Genomic DNA, 21,685 nt, shown 5'->3' on the forward strand with positions numbered 1-21,685 from the left:
GTTCAGTTCCCGTGGTCGTCGAAGCCGTCGAAGAAACTGGCCACGTGCCCGGCGTCCAGCGCTTGCAACGTGGGTGGGTTCCAGCGCGGGTTCTTGTCTTTGTCGATCAGCAAGGCGCGCACGCCTTCAATCAGGTCGCCGCGTTCGAACCATTGACGGTCCAGGTGCAGCTCCAGGGCAAAACAGTTTTCCAGGCTCAGGTGCCGCCCGCGCCGGAGCATTTCCAGGGTCACGGCCATGGCCAGGGGGGAACGGGTTTCCAGCAGTTCGGCGGTCTTGAGCGCCCATTCGTGGCTGTTGGCGACCGTGACCTGACGCAATTGCTCGACCATGCTCGGCACATCGGGCAGGCCGAAGAAATGATCGATGACCGCACGCAAGTCAGCCAAGGGGGGCGCCGGGAGCTGCTGCACACCCAGCTTGGCCAGCAGGCTTTGCAGGTCTTTGAGCGGCGTGTCATGCCACTCCAGTCGATCGAGGCGCTCGTCGAGCTGGGCGAGTTTCCGGCTGTCCAGGTACCAGTCGGCCAACCCGCAATACAAGGCGTCGGCGGCGCGGATCTGGGTGCCACTGACCCCCAGGTAGATGCCCAGCTCACCCGGAATGCGCGGCAGGAAATAACTGCCGCCTACGTCTGGGAAGTAACCGATGCCGACCTCTGGCATGCCCAGGCGGCTGCGCTCGGTCACTACCCGCAGGTCAGCGCCTTGCACCAGGCCCATGCCGCCGCCCAGGACGAAACCGTCCATGAGGGCGAGGACCGGCTTGCGGTAATGGTGGATCGTCAGGTCGAGGGCGTATTCCTCGACGAAGAAGTCTTCATGCAGGGTGTCGCCCTGCTTGTGGCTGTCGTACAGCGAACGGATATCGCCGCCGGCACAAAACGCCTTGTCGCCGGCACCGCGCAGGACCACCGCGTGAATCTGCGGGTCGAGGGCCCAGCGATCGAGCTGTTGCTGCAAGCTGCGCACCATGCCCAGGGTGAGCGCATTGAGGCCGGCAGGGCGGTTCAGGGTCAAGTGGCCAATGTGGTTACGGACCTCCACCAGCACGTCGTAAACCTGGGCGGCGACCGTTCCGCTGGCCTGTGATGAAACCTGAGCTGTCATCGCTAACTCCCTGCTTTTATTGTCTTTTACAATTTTTTAGGCGCGTATGCGAACGGGATCGTAACAGTGCAAATTTGCACAGCACAACCGGCATACGTGCAGGTCCTGTCTGCATATTTATAGCAGCCACAGGATCATCCGCGACCCGACAGCACCTCCGTGATGCTGCGACGCTTGGCATGACGCTCGCTGGCATGGACCAATTGCTCAAGATCTTCGGGGGTGACGTCGAAGAAGGCTTCCATTTCCGCCAGCGCCAATTTCAGGTCCTGGGCGGTGATGGCCTGGCGGTCGACGGGCGGGTGGTCGGCCGGAATGACCGCCACCGGCTCGCTGGCGCGCTTGGGGTAGCGCACGCGGGTCAGGTTGTTGTAGGCCAGCGCAAACGCCAGCAGACCACTGCCGGCCATCATCGTCACGCCGACGGCCTGCCAGCCCAGGGCCGCGATGGACGGGTCCGCCAACACCAGCGTCGCCGCCACGGCGCCCGCCGGTGGGTGCAGGCAGCGCAACCAGCACATCAGCACCAGCGCCATGCCGGCCGCCAGGCAGGCGCTGCCCAGGGTGCGGCCCAGCACGTGGGCCACCAGCACCGCCACCACCGAGGCGCACAGGTAGCCGCCCACGATCGACCACGGCTGGGCCAGGGCACCGGACGACACGGCAAACAGCAGCACCGCCGAAGCCCCCAGCGGGCCGATGATGTGCTGTGCCACCTCCAAGCCGTACACCTGGCCACAGAGCCAGATACTGAACATCGTTCCCAAGGCCATGCCCAAGGCGGCGCGGCTCCATTCGGTGGGACGGGTATTGATAGCAGCGGGGAACCAGCGAGAGAGCATTAAGCACCGATCCAAAAAACGAGCAAAAAAAAGGGGCTTACGGGGGAATCCCTGAAAGCCCTTTAAGTGTTCCAACAGTTGGGGGAGGAACGGCGTTCAGTGTGCCGTTCGTCACTCGCGCTTACAAATTCATATTAATGCTGGTTGAGTTCATTAATTTTGAGGTTAAGGGCTTCAAGCACGCTTGGACGCTTGAAACCAGGATTGCTCGGCGATGGGCAGGTCGCGCGATTGCCCGCGGCCCATGGGGAAGTAGGTGAAGCCTTTGTCTTGCATGCGCTCCGGGTCGTAGAGGTTGCGCCCGTCGAAAATCACCGGGGCCTTGAGCCGCTGCTGGATCAGGTTGAAGTCCGGCGCCTTGAAGGCCTGCCACTCCGTGCAAATGACCAGTGCATCGGCCCCCGGCAGCACCGACTCCGGCGTGCCCATCAACATGAGCTTCGTTTCGTTGGGGTAGAGCAGTTGGGTTTGCTGCATGGCCTCGGGGTCGAACGCACGGACACTGGCACCCGCCGCCCAGAGGGATTCGAGCAGGGTACGGCTCGGCGCGTCGCGCATGTCGTCGGTGTTGGGCTTGAAGGCCAGGCCCCACAGCGCAAAGGTCTTGCCGCGCAGGTCGCCCTTGTAGAAAGCATGGATGCGGTCGAACAGTTTGTGTTTCTGCCGGCGGTTGATCGATTCCACCGCTTGCAGCAGGTCGCTGGAACAATGGGCCTGCTCAGCGCTGTGGATCAGCGCGCGCATGTCCTTGGGGAAGCACGAGCCGCCATAGCCGCAGCCTGGGTAGATGAAGTGATAGCCGATGCGCGAGTCGGCCCCGATGCCCAGGCGCACCGATTCGATGTCGGCCCCCAGGTGCTCGGCCAGTTCCGCGATCTGGTTGATGAAGCTGATCTTGGTCGCCAGCATGCCGTTGGCGGCGTATTTGGTCAGCTCGGCGCTGCGCACGTCCATGAACAGTACCCGGTCGTGGTTGCGATTGAACGGAGCGTACAAGTCGCGCATGGTTGCGCGCACTTCATCGCGTTCGCAGCCGATCACGATGCGATCCGGGCGGCGGCAATCGGCGACTGCCGAGCCTTCCTTGAGGAATTCCGGGTTGGACACGATATCGAACTGCAACAAGCGTCCGGTCTTGAGCAGGCATTTGTCGATGTGAGCCCGCAGGAGATCACCGGTGCCCACTGGCACGGTGGACTTTTCCACCACGATGAGCGGCAACTCCCGGTAGCGGGCGACCGCCTCACCGACGGCCATGACCTGGCTCAGGTCGGCCGAGCCATCGTCTCGCGAAGGCGTGCCCACGGCGATGAACAGCACCTGGCCGTGCTGCACGGCCAGTGACTCATCACTGGTGAAATGCAAGCGCCCGGCCTCCAGCCCCTCCCGCACCAGCGCCGCCAACCCTGGCTCGAAGATGCTCACCTGGCCCTGGCGCAGTTGCTCGACCTTCTGCTCGTCAACGTCCATGCACACCACGTCATGGCCGACCTCGGCCAACACGGCGGCTTGCACCAAGCCTACGTAACCACTTCCCAATACACTGATTTTCATGGCGGACTCCCTGGACCATTGCGAGCGGGCAGACAGGCACATCCAGCGGGTCGCCGCCGTGCGCTCGATCCAGATTAAGTCGGGGATGTTGCAATTCACTGACAGGCCGCTTGATGAGGCCCAGAGGCTTCGCGGGCAAGCCCACAAGAGGATCTGTGGCGGACACACATCTAGAATCCACCCAATAACACTGTGGGAGCGGGCTTGCCCGCGAAAGCGGTGTGTCAGTCAACGAAGGTGTCGAATGTGCAGCCGCCTTCGCGGGCAAGCCCGCTCCCACAATGAATGGGCGTCGGACACGCCATCCGGGTAGGCCGAAGAACCTGTGGGAGCGGGCTTGCCCGCGAAAGCGGTGTGTCAGTCAACGAAGGTGTCGGATGTACAGCCGCCTTCGCGGGCAAGCCCGCTTTCACAATGAATGGGCGTCGGACATGCCATCCGGGTAGGCCGAAGAACCTGTGGGAGCGGGCTTGCCCGCGAAAGCGGTGTGTCAGTCAACGGAAGTGTCGAATGTACAGCCGTCTTCGCGGGCGAGCCCGCTTGTGTCTGAGTAAGGGAATAAACTCTGGGGTGAGAGGGGTAGATGGCAAGCTGTGAGTCCGCGGTGCTTGAAGCACGAGTGGGAGCAAAGCTGCCATCTACCTTTCTACTCTGGCCCATAAGCCCGAACAGTTGGACGAGCGGCACTCGAATCACAAGCGTGGGCAAAGCCAGAGCACTCTCATTTCTGAGTGTAAGAGGGTTTTGCCATGATTTCCTGGGTCGGTATCGATATATCCAAATCAAATCTCGTCGTTTGGGTTCGACCACAGAACCAAGGCTACGAGGTCCCCAATACGCCTGAGGGTTTTGCACAACTGGTCGAACAGCTAAGCCCGTACACGATTGGCCGGGTGTTACTGGAAGCCACGGGCGGCTATGAACGAAAGGTTATGGCAGCACTGCAGGAGGCAGGTTTCAATGTGCTCAGGATCAACCCTCGTCGGGCTAGAGCCTTCGCCGTAGCAATGGGCAAGAATGCCAAGACCGACCCCATCGATGCGGCTGTTCTTGCCGATTTTGCCGAAGCTCTGCATGCGTCTCACGAAAAGCCCATTTCACCTGAGCGTGAAGCACTGCGGGAGCTGATTCAGCTGCGCGAACACTTCGTCCAGCAACGAGATGACAACAAGCGCCGGCTACAGCAGGCTCAGCTTCCGGCGGTTATCGAGGTGATCAAAGATCATATTCGCTACCTGCAAATCCAAATCAAGCAGTTTGGCAAAGCCATTAATCAAAGCATGCGTAAGCTGGATGCGGAGAAAGCCGACCGACTCACATCAGTTAAAGGGATCGGCACTGTGGCGACTGCTAGTTTGTTGGTTTACCTGCCTGAGCTCGGTGAGCTTGATCGCAGAGAGATCGCGTCCCTGGCGGGAATCGCCCCCTACAACGACGACAGTGGCAATCACAGCGGCAAACGTCAGATTTACGGAGGAAGAGCGCGGGTCAGACGTGCGCTTTATATGTCGTGCTGGGTTGTCATCCGCTATCACGCCGACTTCAAGGCCCGGTACGAAGCACTTCGAGGGCGAGGCAAGAGCGCGAAAGTCGCGCTCATCGCCTGCATGCGAATATTGCTAATCAGACTGAATGCCATGCTTCGAGACGGCACTGAATGGCGGTGACGGGTGGTAGAGGTAAGACAGTTGCTCCCACAAGTCCAGCGGTGTCCCTTCTATTGTGGAGACACCACAACACATTCTGTGGGAGCGAGCTTGCTCGCGAAAACGGTGCATCTGCCACACAGGTATCGAATGGACCGCCGCCTTCGCGGGCAAGCCCGCTCCCACAGGTTCAGCGGTGACCCTTTCTATTTTGGACACACCACAAGGCCTTCTGTGGGAGCGAGCTTGCTCGCGAAAACGGTGCATCTGCCACACAGGTATCGAATGGACCGCCGCCTTCGCGGGCAAGCCCGCTCCCACAGGTTCAGCGGTGACCCTTTCTATTTTGGACACACCACAAGGCCTTCTGTGGGAGCGGGCTTGCTCGCGAAAACGGTGCATCTGCCACACAGATGTCGAATGGACCGCCGCCTTCGCGGGCAAGCCCGCTCCCACAGGTTCAGCGGTGACCCTTCAGCACACCTGCCACAAGTCCGTCGGCCTATTCAGGCATTTGCGCTAGCTCAGAAACAATCCGACCCACTCGCCCGGCGTCATCTTGGTCACCATCATCGACACGATCACGAACATCCCGGAAAACCCGGCAACCCCCATCCAGAACCACTGCCGGTACACCCGGCGGTAGGCCTGCGCCAGCCCTTCCCCACGGTCCGCTGCGCTCGACGCCATGTGTTGCAGGCGCTTCTGCAGCACCAATACCGGCAGCCAGAGCATCCCCACGCAAAGGAAGATGATCAGCGAGGTCAGCACCCAGCCCGTGGTCAGGGAAAGCCCGGCCAGGCTCACCAGCCAATACCCCGTGGCAATCTGGATGAAGCCAGCCGGCGTGGTGATCCAGGCGTCGTACCGCACCACCGTCCGGGCCACGTGGGCGATGACCTGCGGATTGGCCGTGCGGCTGGCGGCAATCAGGTACAGGTAGGAACCCATGCCGAACCCGAACAGAAAAATGGCAGCGATGACATGGAGGTACTTCAGGCCCAAATAGAGCATGGCTCAGCGCTGCCCATCGGCGACGTGCACCGAGATCGACAAGTTGACCGGGTCGTTGATGGCGGCCATGTACTCGTCCACCGTGATCTCGCCGACACACGCCCGGGCGCCGGGTTCGGGCCTGTAGCCCTGGGCGATCTTGGTCGCCAGGGCCACGGCGGCACAACTCGGGATCTCCGGCCCCTTGTCGTTCAAGGCCGTCAGTTGCACGGTCAGGGACAACGGTCGCCCATCGACACCCACACCCCGGACATCCAGGTACATGGCACTCTTGCCGTCGCCGAAGCGTTCGAACCAGGTGCCCCAACGATGCAGCCGGGCGGCCCAGGGGCGATGGTCGCGAACCCAGCCCATTTTCATCGCCTGGGCCAGCAGGCCGTTGGCGACACCGCCCAGCTTCAGCCCGGCACCGGCCTGGAAACTCAGGGTCCGGGCGCCATAGCGATGGGCGAAAATGTCCATGTCCGGCACGTCGACGTTCGACAGCAGCCGTGTGCCCAGTGACTGCATCCTGCGCAGCGTCAGGTCTTGCCAGCCCAACACCTCATGGACCTGGCCATCCCTGAGTTGCTTGATGGGTTTGCCTGCGTAGGCCAGGACGCCCTCGATGGTCGACAGCCCCGGCATCTTGGCCGACGAGGAAATGCCATGCTCGATCGAGTCGATACGTTGGAAACGATGCCGATGCTCATCGATCAACGCAGCCGACAGCGACGGCACCGAACTGCAACCACTGAGGATCGCGACGCCGGCTTGCCGGGCCTGTGCGTCGAGCACGCCAATGCCGTTGACGAAGGTGCGGCAGTCCGAGAGGTCGCAGTAGTGGACGCCGGCCTCGATACAACTCTGGGCAATCCGATAGGATTGGCCTTGGAAGGGGCCGCCGGTGTGGATGACCAGGTCAATGTTCATTTCTCCCAGGACCGTGCTGAACCCTTCTCCCATGGCGTCGCCACACCAACGCTCACAGACGTTGCCCGATTGTGCTTTCAACTCATCGGCCTTACGCAGTAACTTGTCCGGGTCACGCCCGGAGATCATCACCTCGATGCCCGGCGTCACGATCAGATGCCGGCAAACGATACTGCCGAAGTTTCCATAACCACCGATTACCATCACCCTGAGTGTCATTTTCCTTCCCTACAGCCACAGTGGTAGCCGCCATGATATCCCACGCGTTTCCCGGTATTGGTGATTTTGATCGAACCCTTGCCGCCCACTCCAGGATCATGAACGACCTGGACCTCACATCGAAGGCAAGGCAAGCATGAGCAGACAAACAGCCGCCTGTGCCCTGGCACTGACCGCGCTCTCGACCCTGTGCGCACCGGCACACGCCGGCACGTGGCAGATCTGCCGCCTGGAACTGCGCATCGTCGAGGTGGTGAAAAAGCCGTATCCGCAACTGGAAGCAAGGGTCGCCAAAGCCAGCCCGGCGTCAGCCACGGTGGAATGCCCGCCGCAAGGGTCGACGATCAGGTTCATCCCTGAAACCCCCGACTACCAGAGCACACTGCCCCGCCGCCAGTGGCCTGCCAAGGGCCAGTCGATGCGGGTCGACTACCGCTACCTCGATGGCATCTGCAAAGGCGATGGCAACCAGCATCCGTGCCGTATCAAGCATTATCCGCTGGCAGGCCATTGACGAAACGTCACTGAATCTGTGGCGAGGGCGCTGGCTCCCGTTGGAGTGCGCAGCACTCAAAAAAGGGAGCGGCCACGCAGCGCGCTCGCCACGCGCCATTGTCAATCGTAGAACGGCGCCACCAGCGTCCGGCTGCCGACAAAGAAACTGTCTGCCACCAACCGCAGCGGTTGCAGGTCCATGTCGCTGGCCTTGTCCGCGATCAGTTGCTGGAAATGCCGGTACACCGCCGCATATTCCCCTTCATCGGCCACCGCCTGGCGCACGCCGTCGAGACTCAGCACAGCCCCCCCGTTATCCAGGCGCAAAGTGCCTTCGGTGCAGCGAATCTCGATGCTCCAGAGTTCATCATGGCCATGGTCGAAGTCGAACTCCGCGCGGATATCCAGGCGCCGCGCATCGGACATCCTGAGGCTGGCGGCGATGGGCGACTGGCAGTTGTCCGGGACGCGCAACTCGGCAGATTCGACGAACAACGGCAGCGCCAGCAGATGAGTCGCAATGGACAAGGCATTGATACCCGGATCGAAGACCCCCAAGCCACCGGGTTGCCAGATCCAGGCCTGGCCGGGGTGCCATTTGCGCACGTCTTCCTTCCAGTCGATCTGCACGCTTTGCAGGGTGCGGGTGGCCAGCCATTCACGGGCGACCTCGATACCGGGGGCGTAACGCGAGTGCCAGGCGAACAGGCCGCTGACGCCTTGCTCGCGGGCTTGATCCACCAGCGCCATGGCTTCGCCCAGCGTGGCGCAAGGTGGCTTTTCCACCAGGACATGTTTGCCGGCCGCCAGGGCCTCTTGCACCAGGGCGAAGCGCCCCTGGGGCGGCGTGCAGAAGGCAATCGCATCGACCTGCGGGCCCTTCGCGAGCAAGTCACCCAGGGAGCGGAAATTCTCGACCCCGGCGCAAGGCTGCCCCTGCGTGGCGACGGACACCAGCTGGAAAGCGGGATTGGCGAGGATGGCTGGAACATGTTGATCCTGGGCAATCTTGCCGTAGCCCACCAGAGCGAGACGAATCGGTTGCATCAATGACTCCTGATTTTTTTGTACTTGTGCCAGGGGCAGCAAACTAGCCCTAATTGCCGCGCTGGACAATGGGGCCGCCAGCGCTTTGACAAATCATTCAGCGCTGGGCACCCGTCGCCGTCACCACATTGGAGACCCTGCCAAAGAACGGTTCCAGTCGCTCGCGCGGAGCATCATGCTCCACCACCAGGGCGGTCACCTCTTCGCACGAAGCCACCTGGTAATGGGCGACACTGGAGAGTTTTTCATTGGTGACGGCGGTCACCAACTGGCCGCTGGCCGCCGCCACCGCGCGCTTGAACTCAGCGTCGTCCAGGCCGAACGCCGTGACCCCGTTGTCCGGGTCAATGGCGCAGGCACCGAGAAAGCACAGGTCGAAACTGAACTGGCGCAACTGCTGCACCGCCGTCACCCCGATCACGCCACCGGCCACCGGGTTCACCCGTCCGCCCAACAGAATCACCTCGGCACAGGGCAGCTTCATCAACTGCACCGCAATCAGCGGCGAATTGGTGGCGACGGTCAACCGCAACCCTGGATCGATGGCGCAGGCAATGGCCAGGTTGGTCGAGCCGGCGTCGATGAACACATGCTGGCCCGCGCGCAGTAACGACGCCGCGGCCTGGCCGAGACTGCCCTTGCGCGCCGGGTCCTGCCGCACGCGCACGTCCATCGGTCGTTCGGCGGCGGGCAGCAATATGGCGCCACCGTAGACACGCTTGCACACCCCCGCCGCTGCCAATGCGCCAAGGTCGCGGCGTATGGAGTGTTCGGAAACATTGAATTCACTGGCCAGGTCAGCCGCGATCACCCGGCCATACCGGGCCAGGCGTTCACTGATCAGTTGCTGGCGCTCACCGGGAAACGCTTCGTGGGTGGATGTCATGGCAATAAACCTGCATAAACGAGCAACAATAATCACAAACGAGCAAAAATATGCCGGTTACAGCGCCAGTCGTCAAACCCTCTCGGAGTCGGCACAAAAAAAAGGTTCTTCACGGAATCCCGGGAAACACAGAAACAAGAACGCCGATTTGATTGATGATGTTCGTGCGAGCAAACACATCTAACAAACCGGCGTTCTTATGCGCGATATTAATACTTTCCTTCCTTTTTGGGAGGGCTTTTCTGTCGTCACGATCAAGCCTGATGGCGACGATCTACAAATCGATCTGATTCCCCATCCCACCCGATTCCCATCCTGCGGCGGGTGCCAGAAACCCTGTTCAACCACTCATGAGTATTGCGAGCGTACCGTTCGTGACCTGCCGATTCTCGGTCGTGCGGTACGCCTGAGCGTGTTGCTCAGGCGGGTGGGCTGTCGTGACTGCGGTAAACGCATGGAGGCCGTCAGTTGGCTGGACCGCTATGCCCGCATGACGCGCCGTTTGGCCGAGGCGGTCATTCAGGCCTGCGAACGCCTCCCCACACTGCACGTGGCTCAACTGTTCGGGCTGCATTGGGACACCGTTCGGTTGCTGGAGCGTCGAGCCTTGCAAGCGGCGTTGAGCGTTTTGCCAAAGGCGCAACCGCGACGCCTGGTGATGGACGAGTTCGCCCTGTTCAAAGGTCATCGTTACGCCAGCGTGGTCCTGGATGCGGACACACGACGCGTGCTGTGGATCGGTGAAGGCCGCAGCCGAGCGGCGGTCAGGCCTTTCTTCGAAGAACTGGGACCCGAGGGTTGTGCTCGCATCGAAGCGGTGGCGATGGACATGAACACCGCTTTTGACCTGGAGGTTCGCCAGCACTGTCCCAACGCGCGAGTGGTCTACGACCTTTTCCATGTGGTGGCCAAATATGGCCGAGAGGTGATTGATCGGGTCCGCGTCGACGAGGCTAACCGGTTGCGTCACGACAAGCCTGCCCGCAAGGTCATCAAGCAGGCGCGATGGCTGTTGCTGCGCAATCCGCAGAACTTGAAAACACCGGAGCAACAGGTCCGCCTGGAGGATCTGCTGGCGGCCAACCAAGCGTTGATGACGGTCTATTTGATGAAGGCTGAACTCAAAACACTCTGGACGCCGAGTACTGCCTGGGGTTGGCGAGCGGCCTGGAAGCAATGGCTGCGTCATGCGCATGAAAGCGAAATACCGGCTCTGATCCAGTTCGCCAAACGGCTAAAGGGTTACTGGCGGGGCATCGTGAGCCGGGTTCGCTGGCCGATGCACACCGGTCAGTTGGAAGGAATAAACAATCGAATAAAGGTCATCAAGCGGATGGCGTACGGTTACCGGGATAGCGAATTCTTTTTCATGAAGATCAAGAGCGTCTTTCCCGGCAATCCGTGATGAACCTAAAAAAAGGCCACCCTAAGGCAGCCTTTAAAAACTAGAGAGGTTTTTTGCTTACACGGCCGCGACAGGGCGCATGTAAGAGATTGGTGCGGTGCTGGCGTCTTCGAACGTCACGACTTCCCAAGCATCTTTCTGCTCAATCAACTTGCGCAGCAGCTGGTTGTTCAGTGCGTGGCCGGACTTGAAGCCCTTGAACTCACCAATCAGGCTATTGCCCAGCAGGTAGAGGTCGCCGATTGCATCGAGGATCTTGTGTTTGACGAACTCGTCTTCATAACGAAGGCCGTCTTCGTTCAACACGCCATCGGAATCGACCACGATCGCGTTTTCCACGCTGCCGCCGAGTGCGAGGTTGTGCTTGCGCAGGTACTCGATGTCACTCATGAAGCCAAAGGTACGGGCGCGGCTGACTTCTTTTACGAACGAAGTGCTGGAAAAGTCCACGCTTGCACTCTGGGTGCGGTCCCGGAAAACCGGGTGATCGAAATCGATCTCGAAGCTCACCTTGAAACCTTCGAAAGGAACGAAAGTGGCGCGCTTGTCGCCATCTTCCACGGTCACTTCCCGCAGGATGCGGATGAACTTCTTGGCCGCGTCCTGTTCTTCCAGGCCAGCCGATTGAATCAGGAATACGAAGGGTCCGGCACTGCCATCCATGATCGGGACTTCGGACGCGGAGAGCTCGACGTAGGCGTTATCGATGCCCAGGCCAGCCATGGCCGAGAGCAAATGCTCCACCGTATCCACTTTGGTGTCACCGTTGACCAAGGTGGTCGACATGGTGGTTTCACCAACGTTTTCCGCGCGAGCAGGAATCTGCACCACAGGGTCGAGGTCGGCACGACAAAACACGATGCCGGTATCGACAGGCGCGGGCTTGAGGGTCAGGTAGACCTTCTCGCCCGAGTGCAGACCGACACCTGTGGCACGGATAATATTCTTCAGGGTGCGTTGTTTAATCATGGCATGGGCCGCTTCAGCGCAAATTGCGAACTGGTATCAACAAAGGCTGGCGATGATAGCAGACCAGACCTTTGCTGAACACCAATCACCCGTATCCCCCTGATACATTTCATCAATCGGCCTGACGACGCAGGAATGCCGGGATGTCCAGGTAATCCAGATCGTCTTGCGGATTCATCTTCGCGGCAGTCGCAGCACCGGCCTGGGCCTGGTTGCGCATGACGGTCGGACGGTCCAGGTCACGGTAGTTCACCGCAGGCTGTTCCTGACGAACGGGGGCCTGTTGCTGTGGCTGGGAGGCCATGGCGGTCTGTACGGTGTTGTCGATCACCTTCATCGGCTTCTCGATTTTCGCGCCTAGGCCGGTGGCAACCACGGTCACGTGCAGCTCGTCGCGCATGTCGGGGTCGATCACGGTGCCGACCTTGACCATGGCGTGGTCGGAGGCGAAGGCTTCGATGATGCTACCCACGTCGGAGTACTCGCCCAGGGACAGGTCGGGACCTGCAGTGATGTTCACCAGGATGCCGCGAGCGCCCTGCAGGTTGACGTCTTCGAGCAACGGGTTGCGGATGGCCGCTTCGGTCGCTTCGCGCGCACGGTTCGGACCGCTGGCGCAGCCAGTGCCCATCATCGCCATGCCCATTTCGGACATCACGGTGCGCACGTCGGCGAAGTCGACGTTGATCATGCCCGGACGCTTGATGATGTCGGAGATACCGCGAACGGCACCGGCCAGTACGTCATCGGCCTTGGCGAAAGCCGACAGCAGGCTGGCGTCCTTACCCAGGATGGTCAGCAGCTTCTCGTTGGGGATGGTGATCAACGAGTCGACGCTTTCGCTCAGCGCGCGGATGCCTTCATCGGCGATCTGCATGCGCTTGCGGCCTTCGAACGGGAACGGACGGGTCACCACGGCAACGGTGAGGATACCCATCTCCTTGGCCACTTCGGCAATGATCGGCGCTGCACCGGTACCGGTACCGCCGCCCATGCCCGTGGTGATGAACACCATGTTGGTGCCAGCCAGGACTTCAGCGATGCGTTCGCGGTCTTCCAGGGCAGCCTGACGGCCAACCTCGGGATTCGCGCCAGCACCCAGGCCCTTGGTCACGCCGGTACCCAGTTGCAGGATGGTCCGCGCGCCGATGTTTTTCAGCGCTTGAGCATCGGTGTTGGCGCAGATGAACTCGACGCCCTCGATGTTGCTCTTGACCATGTGGTTGACAGCGTTGCCGCCGCCACCGCCGACACCGATTACCTTGATAACCGGGCTAGCGGGGATGTTGTCTACGAGTTCGAACATTTTCCCTCTCCTTTCATTCTCTAGTTTTTTCGCCTACTGCGTTTGCTGCCGTCTTCCGGCGCCAAGCCTGAAACTCGTCGCCTGAAGCTTGAAACCTGTATCAGAAATTGCCTTTGACCCAAGCCTGCAACCGCTCCAGCAGCGGCGCCTTGGCCTCTTCGCTGTTGTAGCTGTCGCGGCTGCCGATGCCTGAGAACGAGATGCCGTCGGACTGCTTCTGCAGGCCGTACATCAACAGACCCACGCCGGTGGAATAGATCGGGTTGCGCACCACGTCATCCAGGCCCTTGACGCCATGGGGCACGCCCAGGCGCACCGGCATGTGGAAAATTTCCTCGGCCAGCTCGACCGCGCCTTCCATCTTCGAGGTGCCGCCGGTCAGCACGATGCCGGCCGGGATCAGGTCCTCGTAGCCGCTGCGACGCAGTTCGGCCTGGATCAGGGTGAACAGTTCGTCGTAACGCGGCTCGACCACTTCGGCCAGGGCCTGGCGGGACAGCTCGCGCGGCGGACGGTCGCCGACGCTTGGCACCTTGATGGTTTCACCGGCGCCGGCCAGTTTCGCCAGGGCACAGGCGTAGCGAATCTTGATTTCCTCGGCGTACTGGGTCGGAGTGCGCAACGCCATGGCGATGTCGTTGGTCACCTGGTCGCCGGCAATCGGGATCACGGCGGTGTGGCGGATGGCGCCTTCGGTGAAGATCGCGATGTCGGTAGTGCCGCCGCCGATGTCCACCAGGCACACGCCCAGCTCTTTCTCGTCGTCGGTCAGCACCGAGTAGGCCGAGGCCAGTTGCTCGAGGATGATGTCGTCGATTTCCAGGCCGCAGCGGCGCACGCACTTCTCGATGTTCTGCGCGGCGTTCACGGCGCAGGTGACCACGTGGACCTTGGCTTCCAGGCGCACGCCGGACATGCCCAGGGGCTCGCGGACGCCTTCCTGGTTGTCGATCACGTAGTCCTGCGGCAGGGTGTGCAGCACCCGCTGGTCGGCCGGGATCGCCACGGCCTGGGCCGCATCGAGCACGCGCTCAAGGTCCGCGGAGCTGACTTCGCGATCACGAATCGCGACGATGCCGTGGGAGTTCAGGCTGCGGATGTGATTGCCCGCCACGCCGACGAACGCCGAGTGGATCCGGCAACCGGCCATCAGCTGCGCTTCTTCGATGGCGCGCTGGATCGATTGCACGGTGGACTCGATGTTCACCACCACGCCTTTCTTCAAACCACGGGACGGATGGGTACCGATCCCGACGATGACCAGCGTGCCGTCGTCCGCGACCTCGCCTACCAGCGCTACCACCTTGGAAGTGCCGATATCCAGACCGACGATCATTTTTCCGCTTTGCACGTTTGCCATGGGTCCTGCCTCTTCTTAATTCTTCGCGACGGCGGGTTCGGCCGTCGTCGGCGCTACAGGTTCCCGCCAGCCAACAGCCAGGCCGTTGGCGTAGCGCAGATCGATGCGCGCAATGTTCGTAATCTGTTCTTTGAGCGTCTTGTCATAGATGGCAATGAAGCGGCGCATCTTTTCCACCAGGTTGCCGCGACCGAGCAGCAGCTCGATGCCCGGCCCCGAGCTGCCCGCGCCAGTGGTCAGGAACCAACTGCCGCGCTCACGCAACTCCAGGCGCGCGATGGAGAAGCCCAAGGGCCGCAACATCTGGCTCAACACCTGGTACTGCTGCATCACTTGCTGTTGGGCCCGCTGTGGACCGAACAGTTGTGGCAAATGTTCATAATTGGCCAGTTCCCGAGGCGTGAACGCCTGGCCCTGGTTGTTCAACAGCGACTCGTCGCCCCAACGGGCCACCGGAAGCTGCTCTTCCAGGCGGATCGACACCTGGTCGGGCCACACGCGCCGGACCTCGGCATGGGCGATCCAGGGCATCTGCTCCAGTTCCGTGCGCATGCCCGCCAGGTCGATGGTGAAGAAGCTCGACGCCACGAATGGCGCGATCCGCTGCTGCACCGCCTGCTGGCTGATGTAACTCAGGTCGCCCTGCACGTTGATCCGGGCGATCGGCCGGTCGGCATAAGGCAGCAGCCGCTGGGCCCCTTCGTACGTACCGAACCCCAACGCCACCAGCAGTACCGGCCAGAACAGGCTCTTGAGAAAACCAAAGTTGGCTTTCGGCAAGCGCGCCGACATCGGCTCCTTGGCCACCATTCGGCTGGCACCCCGCGGCACCGGCTTGCGACCGGGTGCGGATGGCTGATGACGAAGCGATGCGCCTTGCATGGCTTAACCTCTTGGCTCTTGCGGGCCGACACTGGCCGCCAGGATCGACAGCACCAGTTGCTGGAAGTCCAGGCCGGCGGCACGCGCCGCCATCGGCACCAGGCTGTGATCGGTCATGCCGGGGGCGGTGTTGACTTCCAGGAACCAGAATTGCCCATTGGCGTCCTGCATCACGTCCGCACGGCCCCAACCGGCGATACCCAGCGCCTCACAGGCCTTGGCCGTGAGGTCCATCAGTTCTTTTTCCTTGGCGCTGTCCAGTCCGCAGGGAATGCGGTACTGGGTATCGTTGGCGACGTACTTGGCGTCGTAGTCGTAGAACGTGTGCGGCGTGCCCAGCGCAATTGGCGGCAACACCTGGTCACGCAGGGTGGCGATGGTGAACTCGGGACCGGCGATCCACTGCTCGACCAACACTTGCGAATCGTAGGCGCTGGCGTCTTTCCATGCCGTGGTCAACTCAGGCAGCGAATTCACTTTCGCCATGCCGATACTTGAACCTTCATGAGCCGGTTTGACGATCAGCGGGAAGCCCAGTTCCGTGGCCGCAGAAATACAATCGGCCTCGCTCGCCAGCACCGCGTGACGTGGCGTCGGAATGCCGAGGCTGTGCCAGACCTGCTTGGTGCGCAGTTTGTCCATCGCCAGGGCCGAAGCCAGGATGCCGCTGCCGGTGTAGGGGATGCCCAGGCACTCGAGCAGGCCTTGCATGCTGCCGTCTTCACCGCCGCGACCGTGGAGAATGATGAACGCGCGGTCGATCTTTTCGCTCAGCAGGCGTTGCAGAAAGTCATCGCCCACGTCGATGCCGAACGCGTCGACACCGCCGCTTTGCAGGGCTTGCAGCACGGCGTTGCCAGATTTGAGGGACACCTCGCGCTCGGCGCTCTTGCCACCGAACAGCACGGCAACGCGGCCGAAGGCTTTCGGGTCGAGGGTCGAGACCAGGTTGGCGTAGGCAGCAGTCATTTCAGTTTCCCCTCGCTGGAGGCCACGATGGCACCGGCGAATAACGGACTTTTCAACAGTTTCGGGGCCAGCCCGCCGATGTCACCGGCGCCCTGGCACAGCAGGATGTCGCCGGCACGCAGCAGCGGCTTGACCAGCGGCGCGAGGTCTACGCCACGCTCGATGTAGATCGGGTCCAGCTGGCCGCGCTGGCGGATGCTGTGGCACAGCTGGCGGCTGTCGGCACCGGGGATCGGCTCTTCGCCGGCCGGATAGACTTCCATCAACAGCAGCACGTTGGCGTCGGTCAGCACCTGGACGAAATCGTCGTACAGGTCCCGTGTACGGCTGTAGCGGTGCGGCTGATAGACCATCACCAGGCGCCGCTCCGGCCAACCACCGCGCACGGCCTTGATCACCGCCGCGACTTCGGTTGGGTGATGGCCGTAGTCGTCCACCAGCATCACGTTGCCGCCGTCCACCGGCAGCTCGCCGTAGACCTGGAAGCGCCGGCCCACGCCCTGGAACCCGGACAGGCCCTGGACGATGGCTTCATCGCTGACGCCTTCATCGGTGGCGATGCAAATGGTGGCCAGCGAGTTGAGCACGTTGTGGTTGCCCGGCATGTTCACCGACACGTCCAACGGCTCACGGTCGGGGCGCAGCACGGTGAAGAAGGTCTGCATGCCTTGTTGGCGCACGTTGATGGCACGTACGTCGGCTTCTTCGCTGAACCCGTAGGTGACGGTCGGACGCTTGATCAACGGCAGGATCTCGCGCACCACCGGATCGTCCAGGCACACCACCGCCAACCCATAGAACGGCAGGTTGTGCAGGAATTCGACGAAGGTTTTCTTCAACTTGTTGAAGTCGCCGTCGTAGGTCGCCATGTGGTCGGCGTCGATGTTGGTGACCACGGCCACCAGCGGTTGCAGATGCAGGAAGCTGGCATCGCTTTCGTCGGCTTCGGCGATCAGGTAGCGGCTGGTGCCCAGCTGGGCATTGGTGCCCGCGGCATTGAGGCGACCACCGATCACGAAGGTCGGGTCCAGGCCACCGGCGGCGAACACCGAGGCGATCAGGCTGGTGGTGGTGGTCTTGCCGTGGGTCCCGGCGACGGCGATGCCGTGGCGGTAGCGCATCAGCTCGGCCAGCATTTCGGCACGCGGCACCACGGGAATACGCCGTTCCAGGGCGGTGGCGACCTCCGGGTTGGACGTGTTCACGGCGCTGGACACCACCAGCACGTCGGCATTGGCGGCGTTCTCGGCGCGGTGGCCGATGAAAATCTGGGCGCCGAAGGTTTCCAGGCGCTCGGTGACCGGGGACGCCTTCAGGTCGGAACCCGAGACCTGGTAGCCCAGGTTCAGCAACACCTCGGCAATCCCGCACATGCCCACGCCGCCGATACCGACGAAGTGGATACGGCGGATGCGGCGCATTTCCGGCTGCGGCATGGCTTTGCGATTCTCAACCATGGGCCACCTCCAGGCAGGTGTCGACCACTTGGGCCGTAGCATCGGGTTTGGCCAGGCGGCGCGCGGCGCGGGCCATGTCTTCAAGTCGTTGCGGCTGCATCAAAACCTCTGTCAGGCGGGCGGCAAGATCCGCGGCGCCAGTCGTTCTTTGCGGCATCAGGAAGGCTGCGCCTTCACGGGCCAAATAATCGGCATTGCGGGTCTGGTGGTCGTCGATGGCGTGAGGCAAAGGCACCAGCATCGAGGGCAGACCGGCGGCAGCCAGTTCGCTGATGGTCAACGCGCCTGCGCGGCAGATCACCAGGTCGGCCCAGCCATAGGCTTGGGCCATGTCTTTGATGAACGGCTGCACCTGCGCCTCGACGCCAGCGGCGCGATAGCGCTCGGCAGTCACTTCATCGTGGTTTTTGCCGGCCTGGTGAAACACTTCCGGGCGCAGGTCGGGGGCGACCTGCGAGAGGGCTTCGGGCAGCAGTTTGTTCAACGGCTCTGCCCCCAGGCTTCCGCCCAGGACCAGCAAGCGCGCCTTGCGTCCAGCCAGGGCTGGGCGCGGTGTATCGAGAAACAGCTCGGTACGCACCGGATTACCGGTGGTGCGGCGGCTGCCCGACAGGGTAAAGGTGTCGGGAAACGCTTCACAGACCCGGGCGGCCAACGGCACCAGTAACCGATTGGCGGTACCGGCCACGGCGTTCTGCTCGTGAACGATCACCGGCACGCCGGCCAGTTTGGCCGCGAGGCCACCCGGGCCGGTCACATAACCGCCAAACCCGACCACGCAGACCGGCCGCAACCGACGGATGATCGCCCGCGCCTGCCAGACCGACTTGAGCAGCATCAGCGGTGCCTTGAGCAGCGACAGCTTGCCCTTGCCCCGCAGACCGCTGGCGTTGATCCGGTGCAGCTCCAGGCCGGCGCCAGGCACCAGCTCGTTTTCGATACCCCGCGGCGTACCCAGCCAGTGCACGGTGTAGCCGCGCGCTTGGAACTCCCGGGCACAGGCCAGCGCCGGGAAGACATGCCCGCCGGTTCCGCCGGCCATGATCAGCACGTTAGCGCCCATGAGTCGGCTCCTCGGCGAAGTCGCTCTCGTGGAATTCCATCTCTTCGCTGCCCAGGTGGGTTCGACTTTCCCATTCGATGCGCAGCAACAAGCCGAGGCAGGCACAGCAGATCACCAGGGAGCTGCCGCCATAACTGAGGAACGGCAGCGTCAGACCCTTGGTCGGCAGCAGGCCGACGTTCACGCCGATGTTGATCAGGAACTGGCCGATCCACAGGAAAGACAGCCCATACGCCACGTAGGCGGCAAAAAACTGCTTGGCTTTCTCGGCCCACAAGCCGATGTACATGCCGCGCACGCAAACGAACACGAACAGCGCCACGGTGCACAGCGAACCCACCACACCCAGCTCTTCGGCCAGCACCGAGAACACGAAGTCGGTGTGGGCTTCCGGCAGGTAGAACTGCTTCTGCACGCTGTTGCCCAGGCCCACGCCCAGCCATTCGCCACGCCCGAAGGCAATCAGTGCCTGGGTCAACTGGTAGCCGGACCCGAACTGGTCGGCCCACGGATCGGTGAAGGTAATCAGTCGCGCCATCCGATAGGGCTGCGCCTGCACCAGCACGGTCACGGCCGCCACCGCCAGCGCCACCATCAGGATGAAGCGGAACAGCCCGACGCCACCGAGGAACAGCATCGCCGCGGCCGCGCCCATCATCACCACCGTGGCGCCGAAGTCCGGCTCCATCAGCAGCAGGCCAGCCATCGGCAACAACACGATGAACGGCTTGAAGAAACCCATCCAGCTTTCGCGCACTTCTTTCTGGCGCCGCACCAGGTAACCGGCCAGGAAGATCACCACGAAGACCTTGGCGATTTCCGAGGGCTGTACGTTGAAGAAGCTGAAGCCGATCCAGCGCATCGAACCGTTGACCTCGCGGCCGATGCCCGGCACCAGCACCATCACCAACAGGCCGAAGGCGCCGAGCAGCATCATCCAGCCCAGGCGCTGCCACGTGGCGATCGGCACCATCATGGTGACCACGCAGGCACCGAGGCCGATCACCAGGTAAATCAGGTGGCGGATCATGTGATAGAGCGTGTTGCCCGATTGCACCGCGGCCACTTCCGAGGACGCCGAGGTGATCATCACCAGGCCCAGGCCCAGCAGGGCCAGGCAACCGGCGAGCATCGGGAAATCCAGGTCGATGCCACGCCCGGTGATCAGCGGCGACGGGTATGGCTTGATGACATTCATCAGGCTCATGCCAAGTCCTCCGCGGCCCGGGCGAACAGCTGTCCGCGTTCTTCGTAATTCTTGAACATGTCGAAACTGGCGCAGGCCGGCGACAACAGGACGGCATCGCCGGGTTGAGCCAGGGCGCGGCATTGCTGCACCGCTTCGTCGAGGGAGGCGACGCGAACCAGCGGCACGGCGTCGCCGAGCGCCTGGGCGATCAATTCGCGGTCACGGCCCATCAGCACCACGGCGCGGCAGTTGGCCGCCACCGGGTCACGCAGGTCCTTGAAGTCGGCACCCTTGCCGTCGCCACCGGCGATCAGCACGAGCTTGCCTTCGATGTCCGCACCCAGCCCTTCGATCGCCGCCAGGGCGGCGCCGACGTTGGTGGCCTTGGAGTCGTTGTACCAGGCCACGCCATCGAGGTCGCGCACCCACTGGCAGCGGTGCTCGAGGCCGGCGAAAGTGCGCAGCGCCGAGAGCATGGCGTCGAACGGCAGGCCGACGGCGTGCCCGAGGGCCAGGGCGGCCAATGCGTTGGCCTGGTTGTGGGCGCCACGGATCTTCAGTTCGCGCACCGGCATCAGGTTCTGGAATTCGAAGGCCAGGTATTTCTCGCCGTTCTCTTCCCGCAACCCGAACCCCTTGAAATCCGGCACGCCCAGGCCGAACGACCAGCACGGCAAGCCCTCGCCCAGCAGCGGACGGGTCAGGGCATCCTGGCGGTTGAACACCACCTGCCGGGCGCCGCGGAAGATCCGGTGCTTGGCCAGGTGGTAAGCCGGCAGGCCGCTGTAGCGGTCCATGTGGTCTTCGCTGATGTTCAGCACGGTGGCCACTTCAGCGCCCAGGTGGTCGGTGGTTTCGAGCTGGAAGCTGGACAGCTCCATCACGTACAGCTCGACGTCGTCACTGAGCAGATCCAGCGCCGGTGTACCGAGGTTGCCGCCCACGGCGACCCGCTTGCCGGCCGCGGCCGCCATCTCGCCCACCAGGGTGGTGACGGTGCTTTTCGCATTGGAACCGCTGATGGCGATGATGGGCGCCTTGGCGTTGCGCGCGAATAGTTCGATGTCGCCGGACAGCTTCACCCCACGGGCCGCAGCCGCTTGCAGGGCCGGGGTCGCCAGGGCCAGGCCGGGGCTCACGTAGAGCTCGTCGGCGCGGCACAGAAACTCGACGTCCAGGTCGCCACAACGCACGTCCACCTGCGGATAGTCACGCCGCAGCGTGGCCAGCTCAGGCGGATTTTCCCGCGTGTCGGCGACGGCAAACGACACGCCCCGGTTCGCCAGGAAGCGAACCAGGGACATGCCGCTCTTGCCGAGGCCGACAACGATGCGGAAATGGTCGGAAGCGATCAGGGACAC

The 21,685-nt window shown here is 62.4% G+C and carries 19 protein-coding genes; 3 read left to right on the forward strand and 16 right to left on the reverse strand.

Annotation, left to right across the window (positions count from 1 at the left end; translation table 11 throughout):
- Positions 1-2: 2 nt before the first annotated feature.
- The 3 genes from VM99_19290 to VM99_19300 all read right to left on the reverse strand — a co-directional run bounded on the left by VM99_19290 (position 3) and on the right by VM99_19300 (position 3,505).
- Positions 3-1,109 carry a crotonase gene (locus tag VM99_19290; protein ID AKK00109.1) on the reverse strand — a complete coding sequence of 369 codons (1,107 nt, stop codon included), beginning with the start codon at positions 1,107-1,109 and terminating at the stop codon, positions 3-5.
- Positions 1,110-1,243: 134 nt separating this feature from the next.
- Positions 1,244-1,951 (reverse strand): CBS domain protein, encoded by a 708-nt coding sequence (locus VM99_19295; protein ID AKK00110.1) that lies wholly within the window; start codon positions 1,949-1,951, stop codon positions 1,244-1,246.
- Positions 1,952-2,125: 174 nt separating this feature from the next.
- Complete coding sequence (locus VM99_19300) at positions 2,126-3,505, reverse strand: UDP-glucose 6-dehydrogenase (GenBank protein ID AKK00111.1); 1,380 nt, start codon at positions 3,503-3,505, stop codon at positions 2,126-2,128.
- A gap of 749 nt (positions 3,506-4,254) precedes the next feature.
- Between VM99_19300 and VM99_19305 the strand changes: the two genes are divergently transcribed.
- Positions 4,255-5,172 carry a transposase gene (locus VM99_19305; protein AKK00112.1) on the forward strand — a complete coding sequence of 306 codons (918 nt, stop codon included), beginning with the start codon at positions 4,255-4,257 and terminating at the stop codon, positions 5,170-5,172.
- A gap of 498 nt (positions 5,173-5,670) precedes the next feature.
- On the opposite strand, the gene VM99_19310 is transcribed toward VM99_19305, so the two are convergent.
- Together VM99_19310 and VM99_19315 are read right to left on the reverse strand one after the other, a co-directional pair.
- Positions 5,671-6,165 (reverse strand): membrane protein, encoded by a 495-nt coding sequence (locus VM99_19310; GenBank protein AKK00113.1) that lies wholly within the window; start codon positions 6,163-6,165, stop codon positions 5,671-5,673.
- A 3-nt stretch (positions 6,166-6,168) separates the two neighbouring features.
- Entirely contained in the window at positions 6,169-7,296 is a 1,128-nt protein-coding gene (locus VM99_19315; GenBank protein AKK00114.1) for a saccharopine dehydrogenase, read from the reverse strand.
- A 136-nt stretch (positions 7,297-7,432) separates the two neighbouring features.
- On the opposite strand from VM99_19315, the gene VM99_19320 reads away from it, so the two are divergent.
- Positions 7,433-7,810: a hypothetical protein gene (locus tag VM99_19320; GenBank protein AKK00115.1), complete on the forward strand. Its 378-nt coding sequence runs from the start codon at positions 7,433-7,435 to the stop codon at positions 7,808-7,810.
- Between the two features lie 101 nt (positions 7,811-7,911).
- Here the strand turns inward: VM99_19320 and VM99_19325 are convergent, their stop codons facing one another.
- On the reverse strand, positions 7,912-8,838 hold the full coding sequence (locus tag VM99_19325; protein ID AKK00116.1) for a galactose 1-dehydrogenase: 927 nt from the start codon (positions 8,836-8,838) through the stop codon (positions 7,912-7,914).
- Between the two features lie 97 nt (positions 8,839-8,935).
- On the reverse strand, positions 8,936-9,724 hold the full coding sequence (locus tag VM99_19330) for a decarboxylase (GenBank protein ID AKK00117.1): 789 nt from the start codon (positions 9,722-9,724) through the stop codon (positions 8,936-8,938).
- Between the two features lie 199 nt (positions 9,725-9,923).
- Between VM99_19330 and VM99_19335 the strand changes: the two genes are divergently transcribed.
- The gene (locus VM99_19335) at positions 9,924-11,129 is read left to right on the forward strand and encodes a transposase (GenBank protein AKK00118.1); all 1,206 of its coding nucleotides are present in this window, start codon (positions 9,924-9,926) and stop codon (positions 11,127-11,129) included.
- A 57-nt stretch (positions 11,130-11,186) separates the two neighbouring features.
- Here VM99_19335 and VM99_19340 read toward each other — a convergent pair whose 3' ends face one another.
- From VM99_19340 to murD, 9 genes are all read right to left on the reverse strand, one after another.
- A complete protein-coding gene (locus VM99_19340) occupies positions 11,187-12,098 on the reverse strand; it encodes a UDP-3-O-(3-hydroxymyristoyl) glucosamine N-acyltransferase (GenBank protein ID AKK00119.1) in 912 nt (303 codons plus the stop codon).
- A 112-nt stretch (positions 12,099-12,210) separates the two neighbouring features.
- Positions 12,211-13,404: a cell division protein FtsZ gene (locus VM99_19345; GenBank protein AKK00120.1), complete on the reverse strand. Its 1,194-nt coding sequence runs from the start codon at positions 13,402-13,404 to the stop codon at positions 12,211-12,213.
- A 100-nt stretch (positions 13,405-13,504) separates the two neighbouring features.
- Positions 13,505-14,764 carry a cell division protein FtsA gene (locus VM99_19350; GenBank protein ID AKK00121.1) on the reverse strand — a complete coding sequence of 420 codons (1,260 nt, stop codon included), beginning with the start codon at positions 14,762-14,764 and terminating at the stop codon, positions 13,505-13,507.
- 15 nt (positions 14,765-14,779) lie between these two features.
- Entirely contained in the window at positions 14,780-15,646 is an 867-nt protein-coding gene (locus tag VM99_19355) for a cell division protein FtsQ (protein ID AKK00122.1), read from the reverse strand.
- A 3-nt stretch (positions 15,647-15,649) separates the two neighbouring features.
- The gene (locus VM99_19360; protein ID AKK00123.1) at positions 15,650-16,615 is read right to left on the reverse strand and encodes a D-alanine--D-alanine ligase; all 966 of its coding nucleotides are present in this window, start codon (positions 16,613-16,615) and stop codon (positions 15,650-15,652) included.
- Positions 16,612-18,072 (reverse strand): UDP-N-acetylmuramate--alanine ligase, encoded by a 1,461-nt coding sequence (gene murC, locus VM99_19365; protein ID AKK00124.1) that lies wholly within the window; start codon positions 18,070-18,072, stop codon positions 16,612-16,614. The genes VM99_19360 and murC overlap by 4 nt, the downstream gene beginning before the upstream one ends.
- Positions 18,065-19,135, reverse strand: coding sequence for a UDP-diphospho-muramoylpentapeptide beta-N- acetylglucosaminyltransferase (murG, locus tag VM99_19370; GenBank protein ID AKK00125.1), 1,071 nt, complete (start codon positions 19,133-19,135; stop codon positions 18,065-18,067). Before murG ends, murC begins: the two co-directional genes overlap by 8 nt.
- Positions 19,125-20,342: a cell division protein FtsW gene (locus VM99_19375; protein ID AKK00126.1), complete on the reverse strand. Its 1,218-nt coding sequence runs from the start codon at positions 20,340-20,342 to the stop codon at positions 19,125-19,127. Before VM99_19375 ends, murG begins: the two co-directional genes overlap by 11 nt.
- Positions 20,339-21,685: a UDP-N-acetylmuramoyl-L-alanyl-D-glutamate synthetase gene (gene murD, locus VM99_19380; GenBank protein ID AKK00127.1), complete on the reverse strand. Its 1,347-nt coding sequence runs from the start codon at positions 21,683-21,685 to the stop codon at positions 20,339-20,341. The genes VM99_19375 and murD overlap by 4 nt, the downstream gene beginning before the upstream one ends.

The organism is Pseudomonas chlororaphis, from assembly GCA_001023535.1.
GTDB lineage: Bacteria > Pseudomonadota > Gammaproteobacteria > Pseudomonadales > Pseudomonadaceae > Aquipseudomonas > Aquipseudomonas chlororaphis_E.